At 67.9% G+C, this 21,252-nt stretch carries 18 protein-coding genes, 2 pseudogenes and 1 riboswitch; of the genes and pseudogenes, 14 read left to right on the forward strand and 6 right to left on the reverse strand.

Features of this window, described 5'->3' with window-relative positions; translation table 11 throughout:
• Positions 1–96 (forward strand): annotated as a pseudogene (locus tag ACF8NF_RS19850) (protocatechuate 3,4-dioxygenase); the annotation flags it as partial.
• A complete protein-coding gene (locus ACF8NF_RS19855) occupies positions 93–812 on the forward strand; it encodes an alpha/beta hydrolase (RefSeq protein WP_343740992.1) in 720 nt (239 codons plus the stop codon). The pseudogene ACF8NF_RS19850 and the gene ACF8NF_RS19855, both read left to right, overlap by 4 nt.
• Positions 813–830: 18 nt before the next feature.
• On the opposite strand, the gene ACF8NF_RS19860 is transcribed toward ACF8NF_RS19855, so the two are convergent.
• Entirely contained in the window at positions 831–2,102 is a 1,272-nt protein-coding gene (locus ACF8NF_RS19860; RefSeq protein WP_343740993.1) for a LysR family transcriptional regulator, read from the reverse strand.
• A gap of 169 nt (positions 2,103–2,271) precedes the next feature.
• Here ACF8NF_RS19860 and ACF8NF_RS19865 point away from each other — a divergent pair, with 169 nt between their 5' ends.
• Both ACF8NF_RS19865 and ACF8NF_RS19870 read left to right on the forward strand, forming a co-directional pair.
• Positions 2,272–2,724 carry a nuclear transport factor 2 family protein gene (locus tag ACF8NF_RS19865; RefSeq protein WP_343740994.1) on the forward strand — a complete coding sequence of 151 codons (453 nt, stop codon included), beginning with the start codon at positions 2,272–2,274 and terminating at the stop codon, positions 2,722–2,724.
• A gap of 116 nt (positions 2,725–2,840) precedes the next feature.
• The gene (locus ACF8NF_RS19870; protein ID WP_016446134.1) at positions 2,841–4,019 is read left to right on the forward strand and encodes a porin; all 1,179 of its coding nucleotides are present in this window, start codon (positions 2,841–2,843) and stop codon (positions 4,017–4,019) included.
• A gap of 22 nt (positions 4,020–4,041) precedes the next feature.
• Here ACF8NF_RS19870 and ACF8NF_RS19875 read toward each other — a convergent pair.
• A pseudogene (locus tag ACF8NF_RS19875) lies at positions 4,042–4,268 on the reverse strand (IS3 family transposase); the annotation flags it as partial.
• A gap of 340 nt (positions 4,269–4,608) precedes the next feature.
• On the opposite strand from ACF8NF_RS19875, the gene ACF8NF_RS19880 reads away from it, so the two are divergent.
• On the forward strand, positions 4,609–6,471 hold the full coding sequence (locus ACF8NF_RS19880; RefSeq protein ID WP_392419310.1) for a methyl-accepting chemotaxis protein: 1,863 nt from the start codon (positions 4,609–4,611) through the stop codon (positions 6,469–6,471).
• 49 nt (positions 6,472–6,520) lie between these two features.
• Complete coding sequence (locus ACF8NF_RS19885) at positions 6,521–7,081, forward strand: chemotaxis protein CheW (RefSeq protein ID WP_043792903.1); 561 nt, start codon at positions 6,521–6,523, stop codon at positions 7,079–7,081.
• A 106-nt stretch (positions 7,082–7,187) separates the two neighbouring features.
• On the opposite strand, the gene ACF8NF_RS19890 is transcribed toward ACF8NF_RS19885, so the two are convergent.
• The 3 genes from ACF8NF_RS19890 to ACF8NF_RS19900 form a co-directional block, all read right to left on the reverse strand.
• Positions 7,188–9,395 (reverse strand): AAA family ATPase, encoded by a 2,208-nt coding sequence (locus tag ACF8NF_RS19890; RefSeq protein ID WP_392451109.1) that lies wholly within the window; start codon positions 9,393–9,395, stop codon positions 7,188–7,190.
• A complete protein-coding gene (locus ACF8NF_RS19895; RefSeq protein WP_016446084.1) occupies positions 9,392–10,642 on the reverse strand; it encodes a hypothetical protein in 1,251 nt (416 codons plus the stop codon). The genes ACF8NF_RS19890 and ACF8NF_RS19895 overlap by 4 nt, the downstream gene beginning before the upstream one ends.
• Positions 10,643–10,790: 148 nt before the next feature.
• Entirely contained in the window at positions 10,791–11,612 is an 822-nt protein-coding gene (locus tag ACF8NF_RS19900; RefSeq protein ID WP_016446083.1) for a hypothetical protein, read from the reverse strand.
• A gap of 205 nt (positions 11,613–11,817) precedes the next feature.
• Between ACF8NF_RS19900 and ACF8NF_RS19905 the strand changes: the two genes are divergently transcribed.
• The 8 genes from ACF8NF_RS19905 (at position 11,818) to ACF8NF_RS19940 (ending at position 20,164) form a co-directional block, all read left to right on the forward strand.
• Positions 11,818–12,549 carry a 2OG-Fe(II) oxygenase gene (locus tag ACF8NF_RS19905; protein WP_034366991.1) on the forward strand — a complete coding sequence of 244 codons (732 nt, stop codon included), beginning with the start codon at positions 11,818–11,820 and terminating at the stop codon, positions 12,547–12,549.
• Between the two features lie 27 nt (positions 12,550–12,576).
• Entirely contained in the window at positions 12,577–13,227 is a 651-nt protein-coding gene (gene alkB / locus ACF8NF_RS19910; RefSeq protein ID WP_392414109.1) for a DNA oxidative demethylase AlkB, read from the forward strand.
• A gap of 14 nt (positions 13,228–13,241) precedes the next feature.
• Complete coding sequence (locus ACF8NF_RS19915; protein WP_392451110.1) at positions 13,242–13,916, forward strand: 2OG-Fe(II) oxygenase; 675 nt, start codon at positions 13,242–13,244, stop codon at positions 13,914–13,916.
• A 12-nt stretch (positions 13,917–13,928) separates the two neighbouring features.
• Positions 13,929–14,248: riboswitch (cobalamin riboswitch) on the forward strand.
• Positions 14,249–14,368: 120 nt separating this feature from the next.
• Positions 14,369–16,495: a TonB-dependent receptor gene (locus ACF8NF_RS19920; protein WP_392451111.1), complete on the forward strand. Its 2,127-nt coding sequence runs from the start codon at positions 14,369–14,371 to the stop codon at positions 16,493–16,495.
• Positions 16,495–17,538: an ABC transporter substrate-binding protein gene (locus ACF8NF_RS19925; RefSeq protein WP_392451112.1), complete on the forward strand. Its 1,044-nt coding sequence runs from the start codon at positions 16,495–16,497 to the stop codon at positions 17,536–17,538. The genes ACF8NF_RS19920 and ACF8NF_RS19925 overlap by 1 nt, the downstream gene beginning before the upstream one ends.
• Complete coding sequence (locus ACF8NF_RS19930) at positions 17,525–18,610, forward strand: FecCD family ABC transporter permease (RefSeq protein WP_392451114.1); 1,086 nt, start codon at positions 17,525–17,527, stop codon at positions 18,608–18,610. The genes ACF8NF_RS19925 and ACF8NF_RS19930 overlap by 14 nt, the downstream gene beginning before the upstream one ends.
• A complete protein-coding gene (locus ACF8NF_RS19935) occupies positions 18,607–19,395 on the forward strand; it encodes an ABC transporter ATP-binding protein (RefSeq protein WP_312840520.1) in 789 nt (262 codons plus the stop codon). Before ACF8NF_RS19930 ends, ACF8NF_RS19935 begins: the two co-directional genes overlap by 4 nt.
• Positions 19,382–20,164 (forward strand): CbiX/SirB N-terminal domain-containing protein, encoded by a 783-nt coding sequence (locus ACF8NF_RS19940; protein WP_392451115.1) that lies wholly within the window; start codon positions 19,382–19,384, stop codon positions 20,162–20,164. Before ACF8NF_RS19935 ends, ACF8NF_RS19940 begins: the two co-directional genes overlap by 14 nt.
• Before the next feature lie 4 nt (positions 20,165–20,168).
• Here the strand turns inward: ACF8NF_RS19940 and ACF8NF_RS19945 are convergent, their stop codons facing one another.
• A complete protein-coding gene (locus ACF8NF_RS19945; protein ID WP_392451116.1) occupies positions 20,169–21,095 on the reverse strand; it encodes a LysR substrate-binding domain-containing protein in 927 nt (308 codons plus the stop codon).
• Positions 21,096–21,252: the final 157 nt, after the last annotated feature.

Below are 21,252 nucleotides of genomic sequence, written 5' to 3' on the forward strand. Positions count from 1 at the left end.
GGCCCCGCGCCGCTGCCCAAGGTCAACCACCGCTTCTACCATGTGCCCGCGTCCAATACGGCGGTGGGACACCTTATCCTGGAGAACGCTGCATGAGCCGGCCTTGCGTGGTACTTCTGCCGGGCCTGCTGTGCGACGAGACGGTCTGGCACGAGCAGCATGCGGCCCTGTCCTTTGCCGGTGTTGCCGAGTGCATTGTTCCGTCCTATGGCGCGGCGGCCACCATCGAAGACATGGCGCGCCTGGTGCTGGATGGCGTGGCGGCCGAGCGGTTTTCGCTGGCGGGCCATTCCATGGGCGGGCGCGTGGCCCTGGCCATTGCCGGCATGGCGCCCCAGCGTGTGGAGCGGCTGGCCTTGCTGGACACCGGCATGGACCCCATCGCCCCGGGCGAGGCCGGCGAGAGCGAACGCGCCAAGCGCATGGCGCTCTTGCAGATCGCCCGGCACAGCGGCATGCGCGAGATGGGCCTGCAATGGGCGCGCGGCATGGTGCATCCGGACCGGCTCGATACGCCGCTGTTCAGTGAGGTGCTCGACATGGTGGCGCGCTTCACGCCCGAGGTGTTCGCCGCGCAGATCAATGCCTTGCTGAACCGCCCCGATGCGGGCGATGTGCTCAGGCAGCTGCGCTGCCCGACCCTGCTGGCCTGCGGTCGCCAGGATGCCTGGAGCCCGCTGTCACGCCATGAGCGCATGCAGGCCCTGTGCCCGGGCGCCGAGCTGGTGGTGATCGAGGACAGCGGCCACATGAGCACCATGGAGCAGCCGCACCAGGTGTCGCGGGCACTGCTCGACTGGATGGGGCGCTGAGCGAGCGCTGCGCTCAGCCTAGGCCGGCGGATCGCCCACGGCCCGTCGGCAGGCCTGCATGAACAGCTCCAGGTCCTGCGATGCCGTGCTCAGCGCACGCGTGGCCAGCCCGATGCGCCTGCGTGTGGAAGGCAGGTCCACGGGCACGATGGACAACTGCCCGCCGTGGTCATCTTGCAGGGCCTGTCCGCGCGAGGCCAGGGCCAGCCGGCCCGTCTGCAGCACAAAGGCCAGCGTCATGGTCGGGCTGCTGGCGCGCAGGCTGGCGCGCGGCGGCTCCAGGCCCTGGCTGCGGAACAGCTGGACCATGGCGCGGTCGGCCGGCGTGCCGGGCAGGGGCGACACCCAGGGCCATTGCAGCAAGTCCTCCAGAACCAGCTGGCCGCAGCCCAGGCAGGCATGGCCGGCCGGTGCCACCACGACCAGGTCATCGTCGAACAGGTGCAGCTGGCGTACCTCATCGGAGGGCATGTCGGCGCGCAGGGCGCCGGCGATGGCGTCGATGTCGGCGCTCAGCAGGTGCTGCACCAGGCTCTCGTAGGTGCCGTCCACGATGCTGACCTCGATGTCCGGGTGGCTGGCGGCCAGGCTGTCGACCGCGCGCGGCATGAAGATTCCCACCGACAGCGGCAGCACGCCGACCACCACGCGCCCCCGGATCTCGCCGCGCCAGGCGGAAATATCGCTGTCCATGCCGCGCACCTCGGCCAGGGCCAGCTTGACACGGCGCAGCAGCGCTTCGCCTGACGGCGTCAGCCGCGTGCCGAAGGCCAGCTTGTAGAACAGCTGCATGCCCAGACTGGTTTCCAGCCCCTGCAGCGCCGCATGCACGGCGGGCTGCGTCAGGCCCAGCCACTGCGCGGCCAGGGATTCGCTGCCGCAGTCGGCAATGGCCATGAGGGCGCGCAGCTGGCCCGCAGGCACGGTCTCGGCAAAACGCTCGGGCAGGGGAGGGCGCCTGGCCGCCAGCGTGGCGGCGGCCTGGGCGTCGGCCGCGCCGCTGCCCAGATGCTGGAGCATGGCCTCGATGCGGGCGGCCAGCTGGCTGCCCAGCGGGGTCGGCATCATGCCGCGCGCACCGCGCATGAACAGCGGCACGCCGCAGGCCTCTTCCAGTTGCAGTACCGAACGCGCCACGGCCGGCTGAGAAAGATGCATAGCCTGGGCGGCCCGCGTGGTGCTGCCGTGGCGCACCACGCCCAGCATGGCGCGCATGGCTCGCAAATGGCCTGCCAACTCGGGAAAACGCGAGGGATTGCTGCTGGCCCAGGGGGCAAGAGAAAGGTTCATTGAAAGGTGCTTCGCGGTACGTTGGAAGAACGTGTTTTGATTGTCCCATAAGAAAAACGCATTGATGGCCGGGGCTCCGGCATTGGCCGGATCGATGCCAGCGTGGAATGCTTGGTGCCTGGATCAAGACAGCCCATCGCAGGCTGCGGATTCCGGGGAGACAAGAAACATGAACCATGAAATCGACCGGCTGCTGGCCCGCCAGGCCTGCATGGATCTGGTGCTGCGCGCTGCTGCCTTTGCGGATGCCGGTGATGCCCAGGCCCTGGCCCGGCTGTTTGACGAAGACGGCCAGCTGCAACGGCCCGGCGGCGAGGTACTGGGCGGGCGCACGGCCATCGCCGCTGCGTACTCCCGGCGTCCTGCGGGCCGCATGACCCGGCATCTGGTCACCAACACGCTGGTGGAACTGCAAGGCCCGGACCGCGCCAGCGCGCGCAGCCATGTGCTGCTGTGGTCCTGCGACGAGGCCGATACCATCACGCCGCACGGCCGCCCGGCGCAACCGCGCCAGCTCGTAGGCGAGTTCGATGACACCTTCGGCCGCAGTCCTGAAGGCCATTGGCTGATCACGCGCCGCGTGGCGCGCTTCGTCATGTACCGGGACCTCCCGGGCACCTGAAGAGCAGGGCGCCCAGCCGCTTTCTCCCATTTCCCCGTGCCCGCCACTCTCGCCTTTCCCAAGGCGCAGCGTTGCGGCGTGCCGATTCCGCAACGACAACGACAGGAGACACAAGCATGAACCGCACTCTCAAAAGCATTCCCCAACCCCCAGCCAGGCGCCCACTGCGGGTTTGTCTGGGCCGCCTCGCCCCGCTCGCCATGCTGGCAGCAGCAGGCGGCGCCCAGGCCCAGACCGCCTCATCGGTGACGCTGTACGGCCATCTGGACACCGGCATCGAGCACCTGACGAATGTGCAAGGCGGCGGATCGCTGACGCGCATGCCTGGCCTCACGGGAACGGCACCGTCGCGCTGGGGGCTGCGCGGCAGCGAGGATCTGGGCGGCGGCCTGAGCGCCGTCTTTGCGCTGGAGTCAGGCTTTGGCCCGGATGCCGGCACCTTCAACCAGGGCGGGCGGGGCTTCGGGCGCCAGGCCTGGGTGGGGCTGTCCGGAGGCTGGGGCAGTGTCTCGCTGGGGCGCAACTACACCATGCTGTACTGGGCATTGTTCGATGCCGACCTGCTCGGCCCCAACGCCTTCGGCCTGAGCAGCCTGGACAGCTACATCCCCAACACGCGCACCGACAACTCCCTGGCCTACCGGGGACGCTTCGGCGCCTGGAGCCTGGGCGCCGCCTACAGCCTGGGACGCGATGCCGTCAACGCCGGCCCCAGCCCGGCCGGCACCAACTGCGCCGGCGAATCGGCCACGGACAGGCAGGCCTGCCGCCAGTGGTCGGCCATGCTGAAGTACGACACCGCGCCCTGGGGCTTTGCCCTGGCCGTGGACGAGATGCGCGGCGGCGCCGGCGCATTTGCAGGGCTGACGCGCTCGGACCTGAAGGACCGCCGCATCATGCTCAACGGCTATGCCGCGCTGTCACCCACCATCAAGCTGGGCGCCGGCCTCATGCGCCGCGACAACGACGCGGCCCAGGCGGCCTCGGCCAGCAACGGCGCCACGCCGCGCAGCACCCTGGCATGGGGCGGCCTGTCCTGGTCCCCCAGCGCCGCCGTCGTGGTCGATGGCCAGCTGCAGCAACTGCGCTATGCCCAGGGTGGCGACCGCTCCACTTTGCTGGCCCTGCGCGCCACCTACAGGTTCTCCAAGCGCACGGCGGTCTATGCCCAGGCCGCGCGCATTGACAACGGACAGCGCCTGGCCATCTCGGTCAGCTCGGCCGCAGCCGGCGGCAGCCCGCTGGCGGGCGCATCGCAGACCGGCCTGATGCTGGGCCTGCGCCACTCGTTCTGAAACCGAGGGCAAATACAACAGGCCAGCTGGGCAAGTCGGCAATTTCCTGGCGCAGTTCGGCGAGCAGCCCGGCGTCGTCGCTGGGTGTGCGATGGCTGCGGCCATCGGCCCAGCCTCACCGCGCCCAGGCAGGTCGCGCACAGGCGAGCGCAATCCACTTTTTTCTGCGGCGTACCGCACGGCTTCCTTGAGGATTTCGTTCTCCAAGGTTGTCTTGCCGAGCACGCGCTGCAGCTTGGCTATTTCCGCGCAGACACCGACAGCGGACTCCTTGATATCCGTACATGCCGAGTTGTGGATCGGAGATGTGCTCACGCGCATAAGTAGCAATTTCCTCAAATTGATAGAAAAATTTAATTCATATTTGATTAAATTGATATCTATGATGCAGCCATCGGATCAATTTTGGCATTCAATGGCAGCATGTGGCTGCGCCGATCCGGCCAGTTCAGGGTGACGCGGGACAGCGCAGGGCAGGGGGCTGAAAAGTCGCAAGCCCCATGCTCTGCGCCAAGCCAGGTCAAGCCTGCATGGCGAACTCAACTCCATCGTCCTGGTCGAGGGCGAGAGCACAGTCGAAGGAACAACAATGAGACTCCAGATCAGACAAGCCTACAGTTTTGGTGCCGCTCTCCTGCTGGTTCTTGGCGCGGCCACCATTGGCGCAGCCATCATGAGCAACCGCAGCAGCGCTCTTGCCGACGAAACCGCCGCCAGGCGATACCAGTCCTACCTGCTGGCCGATGAGTTGCGGCAAAGCTCTGACGACCTCACCCGACTGGCGCGCACCTACGTGGCCACCGGTGACGCCAAGTGGGAGAAGCAATACATCGAGATTCTGGATATTCGCAATGGCAAGCTGCCACGGCCTCAGGCCTACGAGCGGATCTATTGGGACTTCCGGGCAGCCGATGCGCAAAACGTGCGTCCTGCAGGCGAAACGGTGCCGCTGCTTGATCTGATGAAGCGGGCCGGCTTTGCAGACAACGAACTCGCCAAGCTGGCCGAAGCCAAGGCCAACTCAGATGATCTGGTGCGCACTGAAACCATCGCCATGAACATGGTGAAGGGCCTCTATGACGACGGCAAAGGTGGGTTCACGCGCCAAGCTGAACCCGACAAGGCCAAGGCTCTGGGGATGATGCACGACTTGGCGTACCACCAGTACAAAGCCAAGATCATGAAACCCGTGGACGAGTTCCTGATCCTTCTCGATGAGCGCACGTCAGCACAGCTGGCCGCAGCCGTGGCGGCGCGGCAGCAATGGTCGAAACTTGCCATGGCCTCGACGGCATTGCTCATCGTGAGCCTGCTCGCCGGGCTACTTTATCTGCGTCGTCGCACCAGCGCCGTGCTTGGCGACGTCAGTCGTGTGGCATCGGGCATTGCGGCAGGGGAGCTTGATCAGTCGATCGATCTCGGAGTGAGGGGTGAAGAAGGTGACCTGCTGCGCACTATGGGCAGCATGCAGCAACAATTGTCTAGCGTGGTGGGCGCCATTCGCAGTGGTGCCGACAGCGTGGCGACAGCCAGCTCCGAGATTGCACAGGGCAACCAGGACCTGAGCCAGCGCACCGAAGAGCAAGCCAGTGCCCTGCAACAAACGGCCGCCACGATGGAGGAGCTGGGCACCACCACCCGCAACAACGCCGACAACGCCAAGCAGGCCAATCAACTCGCTCAGGGCGCCTCGGACGTCGCTGCGCAAGGTGGCGAGGTGGTCGGCAAGGTCGTCACCACGATGCAAGGCATCAGCGACAGCAGCCGCAAGATCGGCGACATCATCGGCGTGATCGACGGCATCGCCTTCCAGACCAACATCCTGGCGCTCAACGCAGCCGTTGAGGCGGCCCGCGCAGGGGAGCAGGGACGCGGCTTCGCTGTCGTGGCGTCTGAAGTGCGCAGCCTCGCGCAGCGCAGCGCTGAGGCTGCCAAGGAAATCAAGGCCCTGATCGGCCGTAGCGTCGAGCAGGTGGAGCAAGGCACCGTGCTGGTGGACGAGGCCGGCAAGACCATGGGCGAGATCGTCGCCTCGATCCAACGCGTGAGTGACATCGTGGCCGAGATTACCTCGGCCAGCGTCGAGCAGAGCTCCGGCATCGGGCAGGTCGGCGAGGCCGTCAGCCAGATGGACCAGGTGACGCAGCAGAACGCGGCGCTTGTGGAAGAGAGCGCTGCCGCCGCAGAGAGCCTGAAGGGCCAGGCCCAGAAACTGGTGCAGGCCGTGGCGGTGTTCAAGCTGTCGCATGAAGGACTTGGAGGCTCGACCCACGCTGCGGCCCCAGCGGCCAACGCTGCTGCCGTCGAGCGTCGCGGCCCGGACCGTGCCAAGAACATCGCCCGGCCGGCATTCAAGGCGAAGGCTGCTGCAGCCCCAGCATCGACCTCTGAGTCGAGCCGGCTCGCTATCGCACCTGCCAAGACCGGCACTGACGACTGGACGTCGTTCTGAGCGCGGCTCGCCGCGCCAGAACCCGCCCCCAATCTCCAAGGAGTCGAAGATGACCGCCATGATTGAAGAGCGCCCAACGGTAGCACCGGTTACAGCGCAGACGACAGCCGCCTCATCAACCCGGGCTGCCAAGGCAGTGGCCGCCATGCCCAACGAGTTCCTCAGCTTCCGCCTGGGTGGCGAGGAATACGGCATCGACATCCTGCGGGTACAGGAGATCCGCAGCTACGAGGCACCCACCCGCATTGCGAACGCACCGCATTTCATCAAGGGAGTGATCAACCTGCGTGGCGTGATCGTGCCCATCGTCGACCTGCGCCTGAAGCTCGGTTGCGAGTCGGCCGAGTACACCGATTTCACCGTCGTCATCGTGCTGAACGTGCGCGGACGGGTCATTGGCGTGGTGGTCGATTCGGTGTCGGACGTTCTGGCGCTGGGCGCGGACAACATCAAGCCGGCGCCCCAGATGAGTGCCTCGGTGGATGCCGGCTACATCATGGGTATGGGATGCTTCAAGAGCGGCGATGTCGAACGCATGCTGATTCTGACCGACATCGAAGCGCTCATGAGCAGCGCCGAGATGGGGTTGATGGAGGCTGCGATGCTTTGATTGATACGATGTATATTATGTTAAATCACAGTTGCGATTAACACTGTCCAAACCCAGGTAAGGCACTCTTCCTGCACCAGGCCTGCCTGTCTTCCGCCTCCTTTTTTCAGCTGTTCAACCCTCTTTCCAGGCTCTCCAGTTCCTGCCTCAACAACAACTCCGTCTCCTGCGGTTCGAACTGGCGTTGCAGCAGCGGGATGGTGAAGACGTAGCGTGCGTCGTGCACGCCGTGGGTTTCATCGCGGCGCAGGACGTAGGCCAGTTGCAGGCGGGCCAGGGATCGGCGCAAGGCCTGGGCCTGGCCGGTGGCGCCGTGGGCCTGGACCAGGGCGTCGAGCGCGGTCAGGCTGGTGTGACCTTGCTGGGCCGTGTGATACACGGCGATGCGGTCCAGGCGGCAGGCCTGTTCGTCGGTGCTCAGGCGGCCCCAGCCGACCAGGGCATCCTGTACGGGCTGGGATTCCAGCGCCTGGCGCAGGTGGCGCTCTTCGATCACGCGTTCGTCGGGCCCCAGGGCTTGCAGGCATTCCTGGCAGAGGATGGCGACCAGATTGGCCCGCCTGCCGCTGGCCTCGATCAGGCGTTCGGCCAGGGCGTCGTTGGCGTAGCCCACGCGCAGCCTGCGCAGCGGCTCGGTGGCCAGTGCCTGGCAGGCGGACGGCTCCAGGCCGCCGATGGCCAGGATGTCGCCGAAGTTGCGCAGCGGCGACTGGTAGTCGAGCAACGCTGCCGCATAGAGATCCCAGAATCCCGCCAGCATGAACCAGCAACGGCCCTCCTCGCTGAGCGCGCGCAAGGCGCTGAGCTGGGGATAGCCGTTGCGGGCCTCATCGCGGAAGAACAGGTCGGCCTCGTCGATCAGCAGGTACAGCCGCCTGCCCTGCGATGGCGACTGCAGGTGTTCGATGATGGCCTCCAGCGGTGTCTCCACGGGCAGGCCGAACTGGGTGGCCAGGCGCGGCGTAAGGCGGTGGTCGCGCAGCGAGAGGTAGTGGCAGGCAATGGACGGATGCTCCTGCAGGCGCCGTTGCACGGCCTTGAGCAGGCTGCTTTTGCCGAGCTGGCGCCCTCCCACGACCAGGTAGTTGGCCGGTTCGCGGTTGAGTATGCGCGCCAGCAGGCGCTCGCGGCCGAAGAACACGTCCTCGCGCGTCACGCCGCCGCGCGTCTGGTAGGGCGAGATGCGCGTGACCTGCAGCTGCGCGGCCAGCAGCCGCAGCAGCACCTGCGCGGGCTCGCCGCCCATCAGCCATTCGGTCTGACCGGGGCTGTCCAGCACTGCGTGCAGATTGGCGCGGTCCTCGGCATGGCGCTGCAGCAGCGGCATGGGCGACTGGGGATGCTGGGGGCTCACGATGAGCACCACGTCGCCGCCGGTCTGCAGCAGGCGCAGCTGGCGCACGAGTTCGCCCTCTTCCAGTTCTTCCAGCTGCTCTGGCAGCGCATAGACCAGGCAGCGGCCCAGGGCGATGGGCAGGTCCGGCGGCAGCGTCCATTCGAACATGCCACCGGGCACGGGCCATTCGCCCTCGGCGGTTTTGCAGGTGGCCGACAGTCGTTCGGCCAGGGCGCGCACGCGGGCGGCGGGGCTGGCGCTGGCAAGGCGCAGGGCACGCTGCCAGTCGGGCGGGCGTATGCCTGCGGCGCGCAGCACGGCGGACCGCCGGCCGGTGAGCCGCAGCAGCCGGTCCAGCTGGGGAAGATGCTGGTACGGCTTGCGGCGCAGGCGCCCGGGCTTGAGCTGCGCCGGGCCTATCAGCGGATGGCGGACCAGCCACAGCAGGGCCAGGCCGCCAAAGACCAGGGCGCAGGTCCAGATGATGTTGCGCAGCCAGCCAAAGGGTTCGTGCTCTGGCTGGCCTGGCGAGGGGCTGCAGTTCAGCGGCAGATAGCGTGGCGGGGTGGGTGGCTGGCCGCCCTGGCAGCTCCAGTCCTGGCTGGGCATGTTCAGCTGCAGCAGGACCTGGGTTCCTGAGAGCACGCCCATCTGGCTGTCGCGCACGATGTCCGCCTGCAGCACGAAGGGCCTGGGCGAACTCATGCGCACGCGGGGCTCGGCAATCTCCGGTGCCACGCTGGCGATGTCCTGCGGCCAGCTTTCATGCTGGCGCACATGCTCCATCAGGGCCAGGCGCCACAGGATGATTTCGTTCCAGACCCGCCCTGAACTTTCCGCGCCCTGCAGGCTGCCGCGGGTAACGGGGTTGTAGCGGGGCAAAAGTATGGCGGTGCCTATGAACAGCGTGAACAAGGCCAGCAGCGCGGCGCGCCAATAGGATCGGGGCAGCTGCAGAAGGCGGGCCGGGCCGCTCATGCCTGCAGCACTGCCATTGCGGCTTCGCGGGCGATGTCGCAGCGCCAGTGCAGGTGGGCGCCCTCGCCCGCTCCGCGCACCTGCAGCAGGTTGCCCCAGAACAGGCGCCGCAGCACGGCATCCTGCAGATAAGGCCGCGCACGGCCCAGCGATGCCGCATCCACCAGGCTTCGCAATTGATCGCGTGCGGCCGGCTCCTGCGCCAGGGGCAGCAGGGTCTGCCACAGGCGCGCACTGGCCACCAGATGGGCGCGCAGCAGTGGCGAGTGCACGGCAGCGATGCCCACACCCTGCTCCACCAGCCATTGCAGCGCTTCCTCGAAGAGCGCGGGATGCCCGCCCGTCAGGGCCTGCAGCGCCTCGATGACCTCGACCGGCCAGGCTGTTGCCGGCCAGCGCTGGCGCGCCATCAGGGCCAGGTCTTCCAGCGTGGGGTCGGGCCAGTGCGCCACCTGGCCGATGTTGAGCAGGGACAGGTCGCCGCTGCGGTACTTGAGGTCGGCCAGCGCCTCGCTGCCGCACAGCAGCAGGTGCAGGCGGCCGCTGTGCATTTCGCTGAGGCTGCGCAGGATGCCGGCCAGCGTCTCGCGCAGTGCGGCCGTGCCTTGCTCGAAACGGCTGACCAGGCAGAACAGGCGGCCGCCTGCCAGCAGGCGCTTTTCCAGCAGGGCCTCGAATTCATAGTCCGAGCCCACCTCGCCCAGCCCGCACTGCCGGCCCAGGGCCGCAAAGTAGTCGGCCGGGGCCGTGCTCACGCTGTACGGCGGCTGGATGTGCAGTACCGCCTCGGCGCCGTACTGGGCGCGGGCACGCAGCAGCAATTCCTGGCGGAACGGGGGCTGCCCCCAGTGCGCGGGAGACAGCAGCATGGTGATGGCATAGGGCGAGGCCTGGGCCAGCTGGGCAAAAAGCCGGTCCATGAAGCCGGCAAAAGGCTGGGCGCCAGCGGCTGGCGCCTGCAGCGGGAACTGCGTGGCAAAGCCGGCGGCGGAGAACAGGCGATTGGTCTCCGCCTCCGTCAGCCGCAGATACTGGGCGCAGGCGGCCAGCCGGTCGCGCGAGCGCGGATTGGGCAGGGAAACCCCATTCCTCCAGTTGTTGACGGCTTCCCGGCTCAGCCCGATCTCGGTGGCCACCCCCGAAGCGCTGGCACGGATGCGGCGCATGTACAGACCCAGAAGATGGCCGAAATCCTCGTGAACGCCTGCTGCCACGGCGGGGCCCTGCTCGATTGCGGTGGGCTGCATCAGCATTGGCCCTGCTCAAAAAGACGGCGCCTGATGGCGCATGTCCATCCTGCCGTGACGACGGTCGGTATCCACATCCTGTTCACCCTCTCCTGGGACTTTGCCGGATCTTGTGCAATTTGTTTCATTCTGCCGAGCGCGGATTGTCTCAGGATGCCGGGTCGCTGCCGCCCTGCCCCGCGAACTCCCGCCGCGCACTGGCCATCCGGTACAGCGGCAGTACGACCGCCAGTACCAATCCCAGGGCCAGCCAGAGCCACAGACCCTTGCCTCTGAAAGCCAGGGCGGCAACCACGGTGAACGCGACGGCCTCGCACAGTCCGCGAAAGCCTGCCCGCAGCATGAACAGGCCCGCGATGCCGTCCACCGGCGACACGCCGCTCTTGCGCAGGCTGGCCATGGTCTCCAGCAGGGCCTGCACGGACTCCTGGGCCTGGCGATCGCGCTCCTGGTCACGCTCGCGCAGTTGCCTGATGGCCATGGGCTGGGCGGGATTGCTGAGTGAGGTGCCATCGTTGCCCTCTTCCTGCCCCGGGCGCGGATAGACCTCTGCGTCGGGATCGACCAGCACCTGGCGCTCCGGGTAGCGGGCCAGCCAGGCATGGTGGCTGACCCATTGGCCGGCATCGAAGTGATAGCGCTCGCTCTCTCCCACCTGGTCATAGAAGACATGCAGCACCGCCGCCTGCAGGCCGTGCTGGAACAAGGTCTCCAGCAGCCGCCAGGGCATGCCGGCCGTGGTGCGGGTGTCAAAGCCCAGCTCCAGGTGCTGGGGATGGCCCAGGGCGCTGGCATTGGCCCAGTCGTCATCCCACAGCGCGGATCGGTCCAGGGCGGGGTCCAGCTCATGGATCCAGCGCTCGGCCTGCTCCCAGGACTGCCGGGCCAGGTACTGGCAGATCAGTTGCACGCGGCGCAGCTGCAGGGGCGTATCGAAGAACAGATAGAGGTGATGGACGTTGCTGGACATGGCGGGCCTGAGGCGTTTGCAGGAATGCCGCGATTGTTCAATTGCAGCTGCCAGCCGGCCCTCCCAGGCCTGTCCAGCACGCGGCTGGCAGGCGCTGCCGCCGGTTGACATTCTGTCCACTGCAAGAAGCGGGATGCAGGCGCTGCGGCGGCGCCCTAGACTGCGGCAATTGCCCCCAGCGCCCATGCCGCCAACCGCGCCCGCCATGCACAACCTCCGTCTTTTCGACAACGAAGCTTGCGAATCCGCCCCGCCCTGCCAATGGACGCAGATGGAGCACCAGCTCGACGAGCACGGCTGTGCCCGGTTGCCCGGCCTGCTGGACGCGCAGCAATGCCGTGACCTGGCGGCCCTCTACACCAGGGAAGACGGTTTTCGCTCCCGCATCGTCATGGCCCGCCACGGTTTCGGGCGTGGCGAATACCGGTATTTCGACTACCCCTTGCCACCTCTGCTGCAGCGGCTGCGCGAACAGCTGTATTCCCGCCTGGTGCTGGTGGCCAACCGCTGGAACCAGCGCATGGGGCTGGATGTGCGCTATCCGGACCGGCTGCAGGACTTCCTGGCGCGCTGCCACGCGCACGGCCAGTTGCGGCCCACGCCGCTGATCCTCCAATACGGCGAGGGCGACTACAACTGCCTGCACCAGGATGTCTATGGAGAGCATGTGTTTCCGCTGCAGGTGGTGTTGCTGCTGTCTCGGCCGGGGCAGGACTTTGCGGGCGGGGAATTCGTCATCACCCAGGCCGATGGCGACAGGCAACGGGCCGATGTGATGGCGTTGGACCAGGGCGATGCGCTGGTCCTGGCCGTGCGCCACCGGCCCGTGCCGGGGCGGCGCTCAGGCTACCGCCGCGCGGCCATGCGCCATGGCGTCAGCCGCGTCCGAAGCGGCCATCGCCATACCGTGGGGCTGATCTTTCATGACGCACTCTGATATGACGCACTTTGATGGACGGCCGGTATGAGCACGCTGGATCTTTTTGCCGATGAACCTCCCATGGGCATCGAACCCATTGGTCCCCAGTCCGTGGTGCTGCGCGGCCATGCCCTGCCCCATGCGGCGCCACTGCTGGCTGCGGTGGACGGCGTCATGGCCCAGGCGCCGCTGCGCCATCTGGTCACGCCGGGCGGCTTCACCATGTCGGTGGCCATGACCAACTGCGGCACGCTGGGCTGGACCAGCGACAGGCGCGGCTACCGCTACAGCGCCATCGACCCGGTCAGCGGCCAGCCCTGGCCCGCCATGCCGGCCGTGTTTGCGCAGCTGGCGGGCGAAGCGGCCGCCGCTGCGGGCTTCGAGGGCTTCGCGCCCGACGCCTGCCTGATCAACCAGTACCTGCCCGGCAGCCGCCTGTCCCTGCACCAGGACCGCGACGAGCGTGACCTTGTCGCGCCCATCGTCTCGGTGTCACTGGGCATGCCGGCCACATTTCTGTTTGGAGGGCTTGCGCGCGCGGACAAGACGGCCAGGGTGTTGTTGCAGCATGGCGACGTGGTGGTCTGGGGCGGCGTGGATCGGCTGCGCCACCACGGCGTGTTGCCGCTCAAGGACCAGCCTCACCCGCTGCTGGGCGGGCGGCGCATCAATCTCACTTTTCGCAAGGCGGGTTGAATGGAGGGGTCGAAATGGATGGGCTGAACAGCAGTGATCGCTTCGCCGGCCTGGACTGGGGCCGCATTGCCACCCAGCTCGATGCAGAGGGCCATTGCCTGCTGCCACGGCTGCTGAATGCGGATGAAAGCCGCGCCCTGGCCGGCGAGGCGGCCATGCGCAATGGCCTGCCGCCCTCCCTCTACACATGGCGCCCGGTGCTGTACCGGCACCTGCTTGCCATTGCCAATCGCTGGCGTGCCCAAATGGACATGCAGCCTGCCCTGCCCGCCTCGTTCGAGGCCTTCGGGCAGCTGGGCCGCCAGCGCGGCCAGATGCATCCGCAGTCGCACCTGCTGCATGTGGCGCAGGCGGGCCATGCCCCGCTGCGCTCATACAGCGAAGGAGCGGCGGTGTTCCCGCTGCAGCTGGTGCTGCTGCTGTCCCGGCCGGGCCAGGATTTCGAGGGCGGCGAATTCGTGATGACCGAGCAGCGCCCGCGCATGCAATCGCGCCCCATGGTGCTGCCGCTGGGCCTGGGGGATGCGGCCATCATCGCCACGGGGCCGCGCCCGGTGCGCGGTGCGGCAGGCTTTTACCGCGTGCACCTGCGCCATGCCATCAGCCGCGTTCACCGGGGCGGGCGCCTGGGGCTGGAACTGCTGCTGCACGACGCGCCGCAGGCTACCGACGCGGGCCGCTGGCTATAATGCCGCGCCTGCAAAGGCATCCGTGCATCAGGTGTCCACATGCCAGCCATGGGGATGAAACGGGAACAAGGTGACTGCCAGCAAATGCTTTTTGCGCTGCCGGCACAGGCCTTGGCTGCCCCCGCAACGGTAAACAAGTCAAGGCGTTCCATGCCTGTACCGCCAGACTCCGCAACCCTGCGGAGGGGCGATGACAGGCTGTCACTGGTTCATGGCGTGGTCTGCAACATGCAGCTTTTCGCGGGTGGATTGGGAAGACGGGGCGCTGGGCGCAAGGCATGTCCTTGCGCCGCTTGTGAGCCCGGAGACCGGCCTGCTGCGTTTCGCGCCCGCTGAGCGGGCGCTTTCTTGACTGTCTGCGGGGTGCGGATGGCAATGTCCTGCACCCTATCCTTGCACGCTGGCTGGAGAGGCGGCAGTGCCTTGCTTTCGCATCAGGCGGTCGAAGACCGATGTTCGAAATGCATTCCTCCCTTTCCTGCGTTCCCAGCACCCGTGCTGCCGATTCCCTTTGCCTTCGGCTGAGCCCGCTGGCCCTGGCCTGCGCCTTCCTGTCCGTTCCTGTGCAGGCACAGACTGTCCTGCCCGAAGTGCAGGTCACCGGCCAGGCCGAACGCATCGGCCAGCAACTGGCCCAGCCTGCGCGCTCGGCCAGCCATACCGGCGTCTCCAACCAGGAAGTGCCTGCCAGCGTGGATGGTGTTTCTGCCGAGCAGATGCAGGAGCGCGGCGACTACGCCCTGGTGGACGCCGTCACGCGCACCGTGGGCCTGACCTCCAGCAGCACGCCGGGCAACGGCGGCCTGTCCTTCAGCAGCCGTGGCTTTGCGGGCGTGAACTCCGTGGGCGTGGCCGAAGACGGCATGGTGCTGGGCGTGGCCGCCGGCACCACGGCCTATCCCGGGGACAGCTGGGGCTACGAGCGCATCGACGTGCTGCGCGGCCCGGCCTCGCTGATGTATGGCAGCGGCACCATGGGCGCCACGGTCAACGCCATCCGCAAGCAGCCCAGCCGCACCAGCTCGGCCGAGGTGCTGCTGGGCGCTGGCACGGACGACACGCTGCGCGTGGGCCTGGGCGTGACCGGCGCCCTGGGCGCCTATGCCAGCTACCGCATCGACAGCTACACCGCGCGCAGCGCGGGCGAGCGCGACTTGGACCAGTCGCGCAACGGCAAGTTCATGAGCACGCTGCGCTTGGAGCCCACGAGCGACCTGCAGATCGACCTGATTGCCGACCGCAGCGTGCAAAAGCCCAGCCGCTACTGGGGCACGCCGGGCCTGGACGGCAAGGTGGTGGAGTCGCTGCGCGACCGCAACTACAACGCCGAAGACAGCGTGCTGCGCTATGCCGACGAGCGCCTGCGCGCCAAGGTGCAATGGAAGGCCAATGACTGGTTGACGGTGCGCAACGAGCTGTACCACGTGCAGTCGGACCGCCACTGGCGCAACATCGAGGCCTACGCGCTCAACCCCGCCACTTGGACCGTGGGCCGCTCCGACTACCTGGAAATCCTGCACGACCTGGAGCAGACCGGCAATCGCCTGGGCCTGAACGTGGACCGGGGATCGCACAAGATCGCCATGGGATGGGAGGCCGCACGCATCAACCTGCGGCTGTCCAACAACTCGCCCTATGGCGGCTCGTCCACGGTCTCGGCCTGGGACCCCGTGCATGGCAGCTGGGCCAGCCCCGATGTCACCAAGGCCAAGACCGAAACCGGCGTGACCCAGCATGCGCTGTACCTGGAAGATGCCTGGCGCATCAGCAACCGCTGGCTGGCCATGGCCGGCCTGCGCCGCGATGTCTACGACTTTGCCAGCCACTCGCTGGTGGGCGGCACGGATTTCAACAAGACGCTGGCCGCCACCTCCTGGCGCCTGGGCCTGACCTATGAGCTGGCCCGCGACACCCATGTCTATGGGCAGATCAGCTCGGGCCATGATCCCGTCAACAGCCTGGTCTCGCTGAACCTGGCCAACACGGCTTACAAGCTGAGCAAGGGCCGCCAGGCCGAGATCGGCATCAAGCAGCAGGTGGCAGGCGGGCGCGGCGAATGGACGCTGGCCGTGTTCGACATCAAGAAGGACAACATCATCACGCGCGACCCCGACCGCCCGGCCATCTCCATCCAGGGCGGCAGCCAGTCCTCGCGCGGCGCCGAGGTCACCGCCGCCTTCCAGGCCACGCCCGCCCTGCGCCTGGAGGGCAACCTGTCCTATGTGGATGCCCAGTTCGACAAGCTCCTCGAGGCCGGCGGCAACCGCGCCGGCAACCGCCCGCAGAACGTGGCCAAGACCACGGCCAACCTCTGGGGCCACTACCGCGTGGGCGCCTGGCAGGCCTCGCTGGGCCTGCGCTACGTGGGTGACCGCTTTGGCAACAACGCCAATACCGTGAACCTGCCCGCCTACACCGTGGCCGACGCCGCGCTGAGCTGGCAGGTGGACCCTCGCACCACCCTGAGCCTGATCGGCCGCAACCTGGCCGACAGGGTCTATGTGGGATCGAGCTACGGCAGCCAGTTCCTGGTCGGGCAAGGCCGCCGCTTCGAGATCGCGGCGCATATCCGGTTCTGATGGCCATGGCGCGCTCCAAAAGCCTCCACGGCCTGTGCGCTGGCGCCCTGGCGGCCACCCTGCTGCTGGCCGGCTGCTCGCGCAGCGATTCCGGCACCACCAGTGAACTGCCGGCACCGGCTGCCGCACCGCAGGCGGCCGTGACCGTCAATGTCTGCGGCAGCCCCGTGACCTATGCCAGCGCACCGCTGCGCGCCGTGACCCATGACGTGAACATCACCGAGATGTTTCTCTTTCTGGGCCTGGGCGACCGGCTGGTGGGCTACAGCGGTATCACGCAGGCCAAGCAGATCGACCCGGCCTTCCAGGCCCAGCTGGCCCGCGTGCCGCGGCTGGCCGAGCGCGAGATGAACCTGGAGGCCATCCTGGGCGCCTCGGCAGATTTCGTCTTCGGCGGCTGGAGCTACGGTTTTCGCCAGGGCCAGGTCACGCCCGAGGTGCTGCAGCGCCACGGCATTGCCTCATATGTGCTGTCCGAATCGTGCATCCGCGTGGGGCCGCGCAGCCAGGTGGCGCTCGAAGACGGCCTGACCGACCTGCGCAACCTGGGCCGCATCTTCCGCATCGACGCCCATGCCGAGCAACTGGCGCAGGGGCTGGAGCGCGACCTGAAGGACCTGCGCGAGCGCATGCAGGGCGTGCGGCAGCGGCCTGCGGTCTTCGTCTACGACAGCGGCCAGGACATCCCCGTGACCGTGGGCCGCTACGGCATGCCGCAGGCCATGATCGAGGAAGCGGGCGGGCGCAACATCTTCGACGACATTCCCAGCAACTGGCCCGCAGGCAACTGGGAGGACGTGGTGCAGCGCAACCCGCAGTGGATCGTCATCATCGACTACGGCCAGCCCCATGCCCAGGGCAAGATCGACTTCCTGCTGGCCAAGCCCGAGCTGGCCGGCGTCGATGCCATTCGCGAAAAGCGGTTTTTCGTCATGACCTATGCCGAGGCCACGCCCGGCCCGCGCAATATTGCGCGGACCCGCGCCCTGGCGCAGGCCCTGCACCCCGACCGCATGCCGGCGCCCAGCCATGCGGCCAACTGACTCCCGCTGGCCCAGGCGCCCGGGCGCCGCCCGCCTCTGGTGCCTGCTGCTGTTCGCGGCCCTGTTGCTGGTGATGACGCTGGCCATCACTTGGGGACCAGTGGACATGCCTGCCGGCACGGTCTGGCGCATTGCCTGGAGCCGGCTGCTGCAGGTGCTGGGCATGCAATCGCCGCCGCTGGAGGGCATCACGCCGCAGCACCAGCAGATCGTCTGGCTGATCCGCATGCCGCGCGTGCTGCTGGCGGCCCTGGTGGGCGCGGGGCTTGCCGTGGTGGGCACCATCATGCAGGCCATGGTGCGCAATCCGCTGGCCGATCCCTATCTGCTGGGCGTGTCCTCGGGTGCGTCGGTGGGCGCCGTGGCCGTGCTGGCCTTCGGTGCGCTGGCCTCGGCCGGCATGTACGCCCTCACGGCCGGGGCCTTTGCAGGGGCGCTGGCGGCCACCGTCGCCGTCTACCTGCTGGCGCGCTCCCAGGGCCGCATCCATGCCACGCGGCTGATCCTGGGTGGCGTGGCCATCGGCTATGTGCTGGCGGGCGTGACCAGTCTGATCACCCTGTCATCGGGCCAGCGTGACCTGGCCAATGCCCTGCTGACCTGGACGCTGGGCAGCCTGGCCGGCACGCAGTGGGAGGAACTGGGCATTCCCGCCGCCGTGCTGGCTGCGGGAATGCTCTGGCTGGGGCTGCAGACGCGCCCGCTCAACGCCCTGCTGGCCGGTGATGAGGCCGCCGCCACGCTGGGCGTGGACACGGCACGGCTGCGGCGCGCACTGTTCCTGGCGGTGTCGCTGCTCACGGGCACCATGGTGGCGGTCAGCGGCGCCATCGGCTTTGTGGGGCTGATCGTGCCGCACGCCGCGCGCATGCTGGTGGGCACGGACCACCGGCGCGTGCTGCCCGTGGCCGCCCTGGCCGGCGCCCTGCTGCTGGTGCTGGTGGATCTTGTCGCGCGCACGGCCTTTGCGCCCATGGAACTGCCCGTGGGCGTGATCACCTCGCTGATCGGCGGGCCCTTCTTCGTCTGGATGCTGGTGCGCCAGCCAGTGCAGGGAGGGAGCGGCCCATGAAGCTGCAAGCCCAGGACCTGTGCTGGAGTGCCGATGCCCGGCGTGCCGACGCCCGGCGCATCGTGGACCAGGCCAGCCTTGCCCTGCACAGCGGCGAATGCGTGGGGCTCATCGGCCCCAACGGCAGCGGCAAATCCACCCTGCTGCGCATGCTCTACCGCGTGCTGCGGCCCGACGCAGGCTGCGTGCTGCTGGACCAGCGCGACATCCGGGACATGACGGCGCGCGAGTTCGCGGCCCAGGTCTCGGTCCTGGCGCAGGAGGCACCGCAGAGCTTTGACTTCACCGTGCGCGAGGCGGTGATGATGGGCCGCATCCCCCACCAGTCCCCCTGGGCGGGCGACAGCGCCGAGGACCTCGCCTGCATGCGCCAGGCGCTGGCCCAGGTGAATGCCCTGGCGCTGGAGGAGCGGCGTTTTTCCAGCCTGTCCGGCGGCGAAAAGCAACGCGTGCTCGTGGCCCGCGCGCTGGCCCAGCAACCAAGGCTGATGCTGCTGGACGAGCCCACCAACCACCTGGACATACGCCATCAGCTGGAGTTGATGGGCCTGGTGCGCAGGCTGCAGATCAGCAGCATCGTCGCCCTGCACGACCTCAACATCGCCGCCCACTACTGCGACCGTCTCTATCTCATGGAACAAGGCCGCATCGTTGCCCATGGCACACCGGCCCAGGTACTGACGCCGGCCACCATCGGCCAGGTCTACGGCGTGGCTGCCGAGGTGGACATCCATGCCGCCACCGGCCGGCTGCGCATCAGCTTCATTCCCGATGAACTCCTCTGAAACTTCCATCCCGCCCAGGCCCGACGCCGTGATCGTGCTGGGCCGCGGCGGCACGGGCGCCGCCTCGCGCCAAAGCCTGATCGAACTGGCCGATGCCTTGCGCCAGACGCTGGAGCCGGCCTGCAAGGTCGTCACATCCTTCGTGGACAAGGCCGCACCCTCGCTGCCCGAGGCGCTGCAGCAATGCCTGCCGGCGCGCTCCATCGTCGTGCTGCCCCTGTTCTCGCCCGACGAGCCTGCCCTGCTGCGCTGGCTGCACAAGCTGGCCATGCGCTGGCGCTCGCAGTTGCCGGACCAGGGCGTGCAGGTGCGGTTTGCCGACCATCTGCTGGGCGCTGCCGCCATGCCCGCGCTGCTGCTGTCGCAGATGGCCCAGGCCCTTCAGGCACCAGACATTGCCGAGACCGCAGGCGACCAATGGCAGCACGATCCCCAGGCCTGGTCCCAGGTGCCGGACCACCAGCACCATGCCCTGGTCTGCACGGGACCGCGCTGCACGGCCCTGGGCGCCGTGGCCGTCTGGCAAAGCCTGGGCGATGCCGTGCAGGCCAGCAGCGAACTGCGTGCCAGGCTGCGCCTGCTGCAGACCAGCTGCCAGTACCCCTGCAACCATGGCCCGCTGGCCATCGTCTATCCGGACGGCGTCTGGTACGGGCGGCTCACGGCCGAGAATGCCGCCGAAGTGATCGAAACCCATGTGCTCTCGCGGCAGGTCTGCGCGGAGCACCACGTGCACGGGCCAGTGGAGCTGGGGACGCAGGCTTCGTGATGTCTCAGGGCTGGGCCGCCTCCAGCTCGGCCAGCCTCACCGCCACAAAATCCCGCAACGCACGCACCAGCGGCGTGAACTGCCTGCGACTGGGTGCGACCAGGAACAGCGGCACGCACTCGGTCGCCCAGTCGGTGCACAGCGCAAGAAGGCGGCCCCGGGCCAGGTCCTCGGCCACGTCGAAATACGACTTGTAGGCAATCCCCCGCCCGGCCACGGCCCAGCGCCGCACGGCATCTCCGTCATTGGCCACATTGCGGCCGCGCACCCGCACATGGACGGGCTCAGGTACGGCAGCCCCCTGCCCTGCCGGCCAGAAGCTCCAGCGGTCGTGCACTTCCTCGCCCAGCATGAAGCACAGGCAGTCATGTCCGGCCAGGTCGTGGGGGGTGGCGGGGGCGCCACGCTGCTGCAGATAGGAGGGCGCGGCGCAGAGCACGCGGCGGTGCGTGTCCGACAGCGGCAAGGCCACCAGGCTGGAATCCTGCGGCCTGCCATAGCGAAATGCCGCGTCCACAGGCTCGCTGTAGACATTGGCCGCGCGGTCGGACAGGTGCAGGCGCAGATCCACGCCTGCGTGCTGGCTCTGGAACTCGTCCAGCCAGGGCATGAGCACATTGCGGCCCAGGTCGGAGGGGGCGGCCAGTTGCAGCGTGCCGCGCAAAGCGGCCTGGCCGCCAGCCAACTGGTCGCGCACCTGGCGCAGGCCGGCCAGCGCGGGGCGGCAGTGCTCCAGAAACAGCTCGCCCTCCTGCGTGAGCCGCAGGCTGCGCGTGGAGCGCACGAACAGGGTCACGCCCAGCTCTGCCTCCAGCCGCTTGAGCGCTGCGCTGGCCGCAGCCGGGGTCAGGTCCAGGGCGCGCGCCGTGGCCGAAAGGCTGCCGCTGTCTGCGGTGCGCACGAAGATATCCAGGTCTTGCAGGCTTTTCATGGGCGTTCGCCAGGCTTTGATTTTCAAAAACTATTTGAAGCTTAGTCCAACGAGAAGGCCATTTGTCGCGCTTGCGCCAACTGGGCGCACGGCCTGGGATGGAAGCCGGCTTCCATCCTTTGGCAGGGGGATCTTGGCGCCGCGGCAACCGTAGTAT

Origin of the sequence: Delftia sp. WSY_22, from assembly GCF_043104185.1 — a bacterium.
Taxonomy (GTDB): Bacteria; Pseudomonadota; Gammaproteobacteria; order Burkholderiales; family Burkholderiaceae_C; genus Comamonas; species Comamonas tsuruhatensis.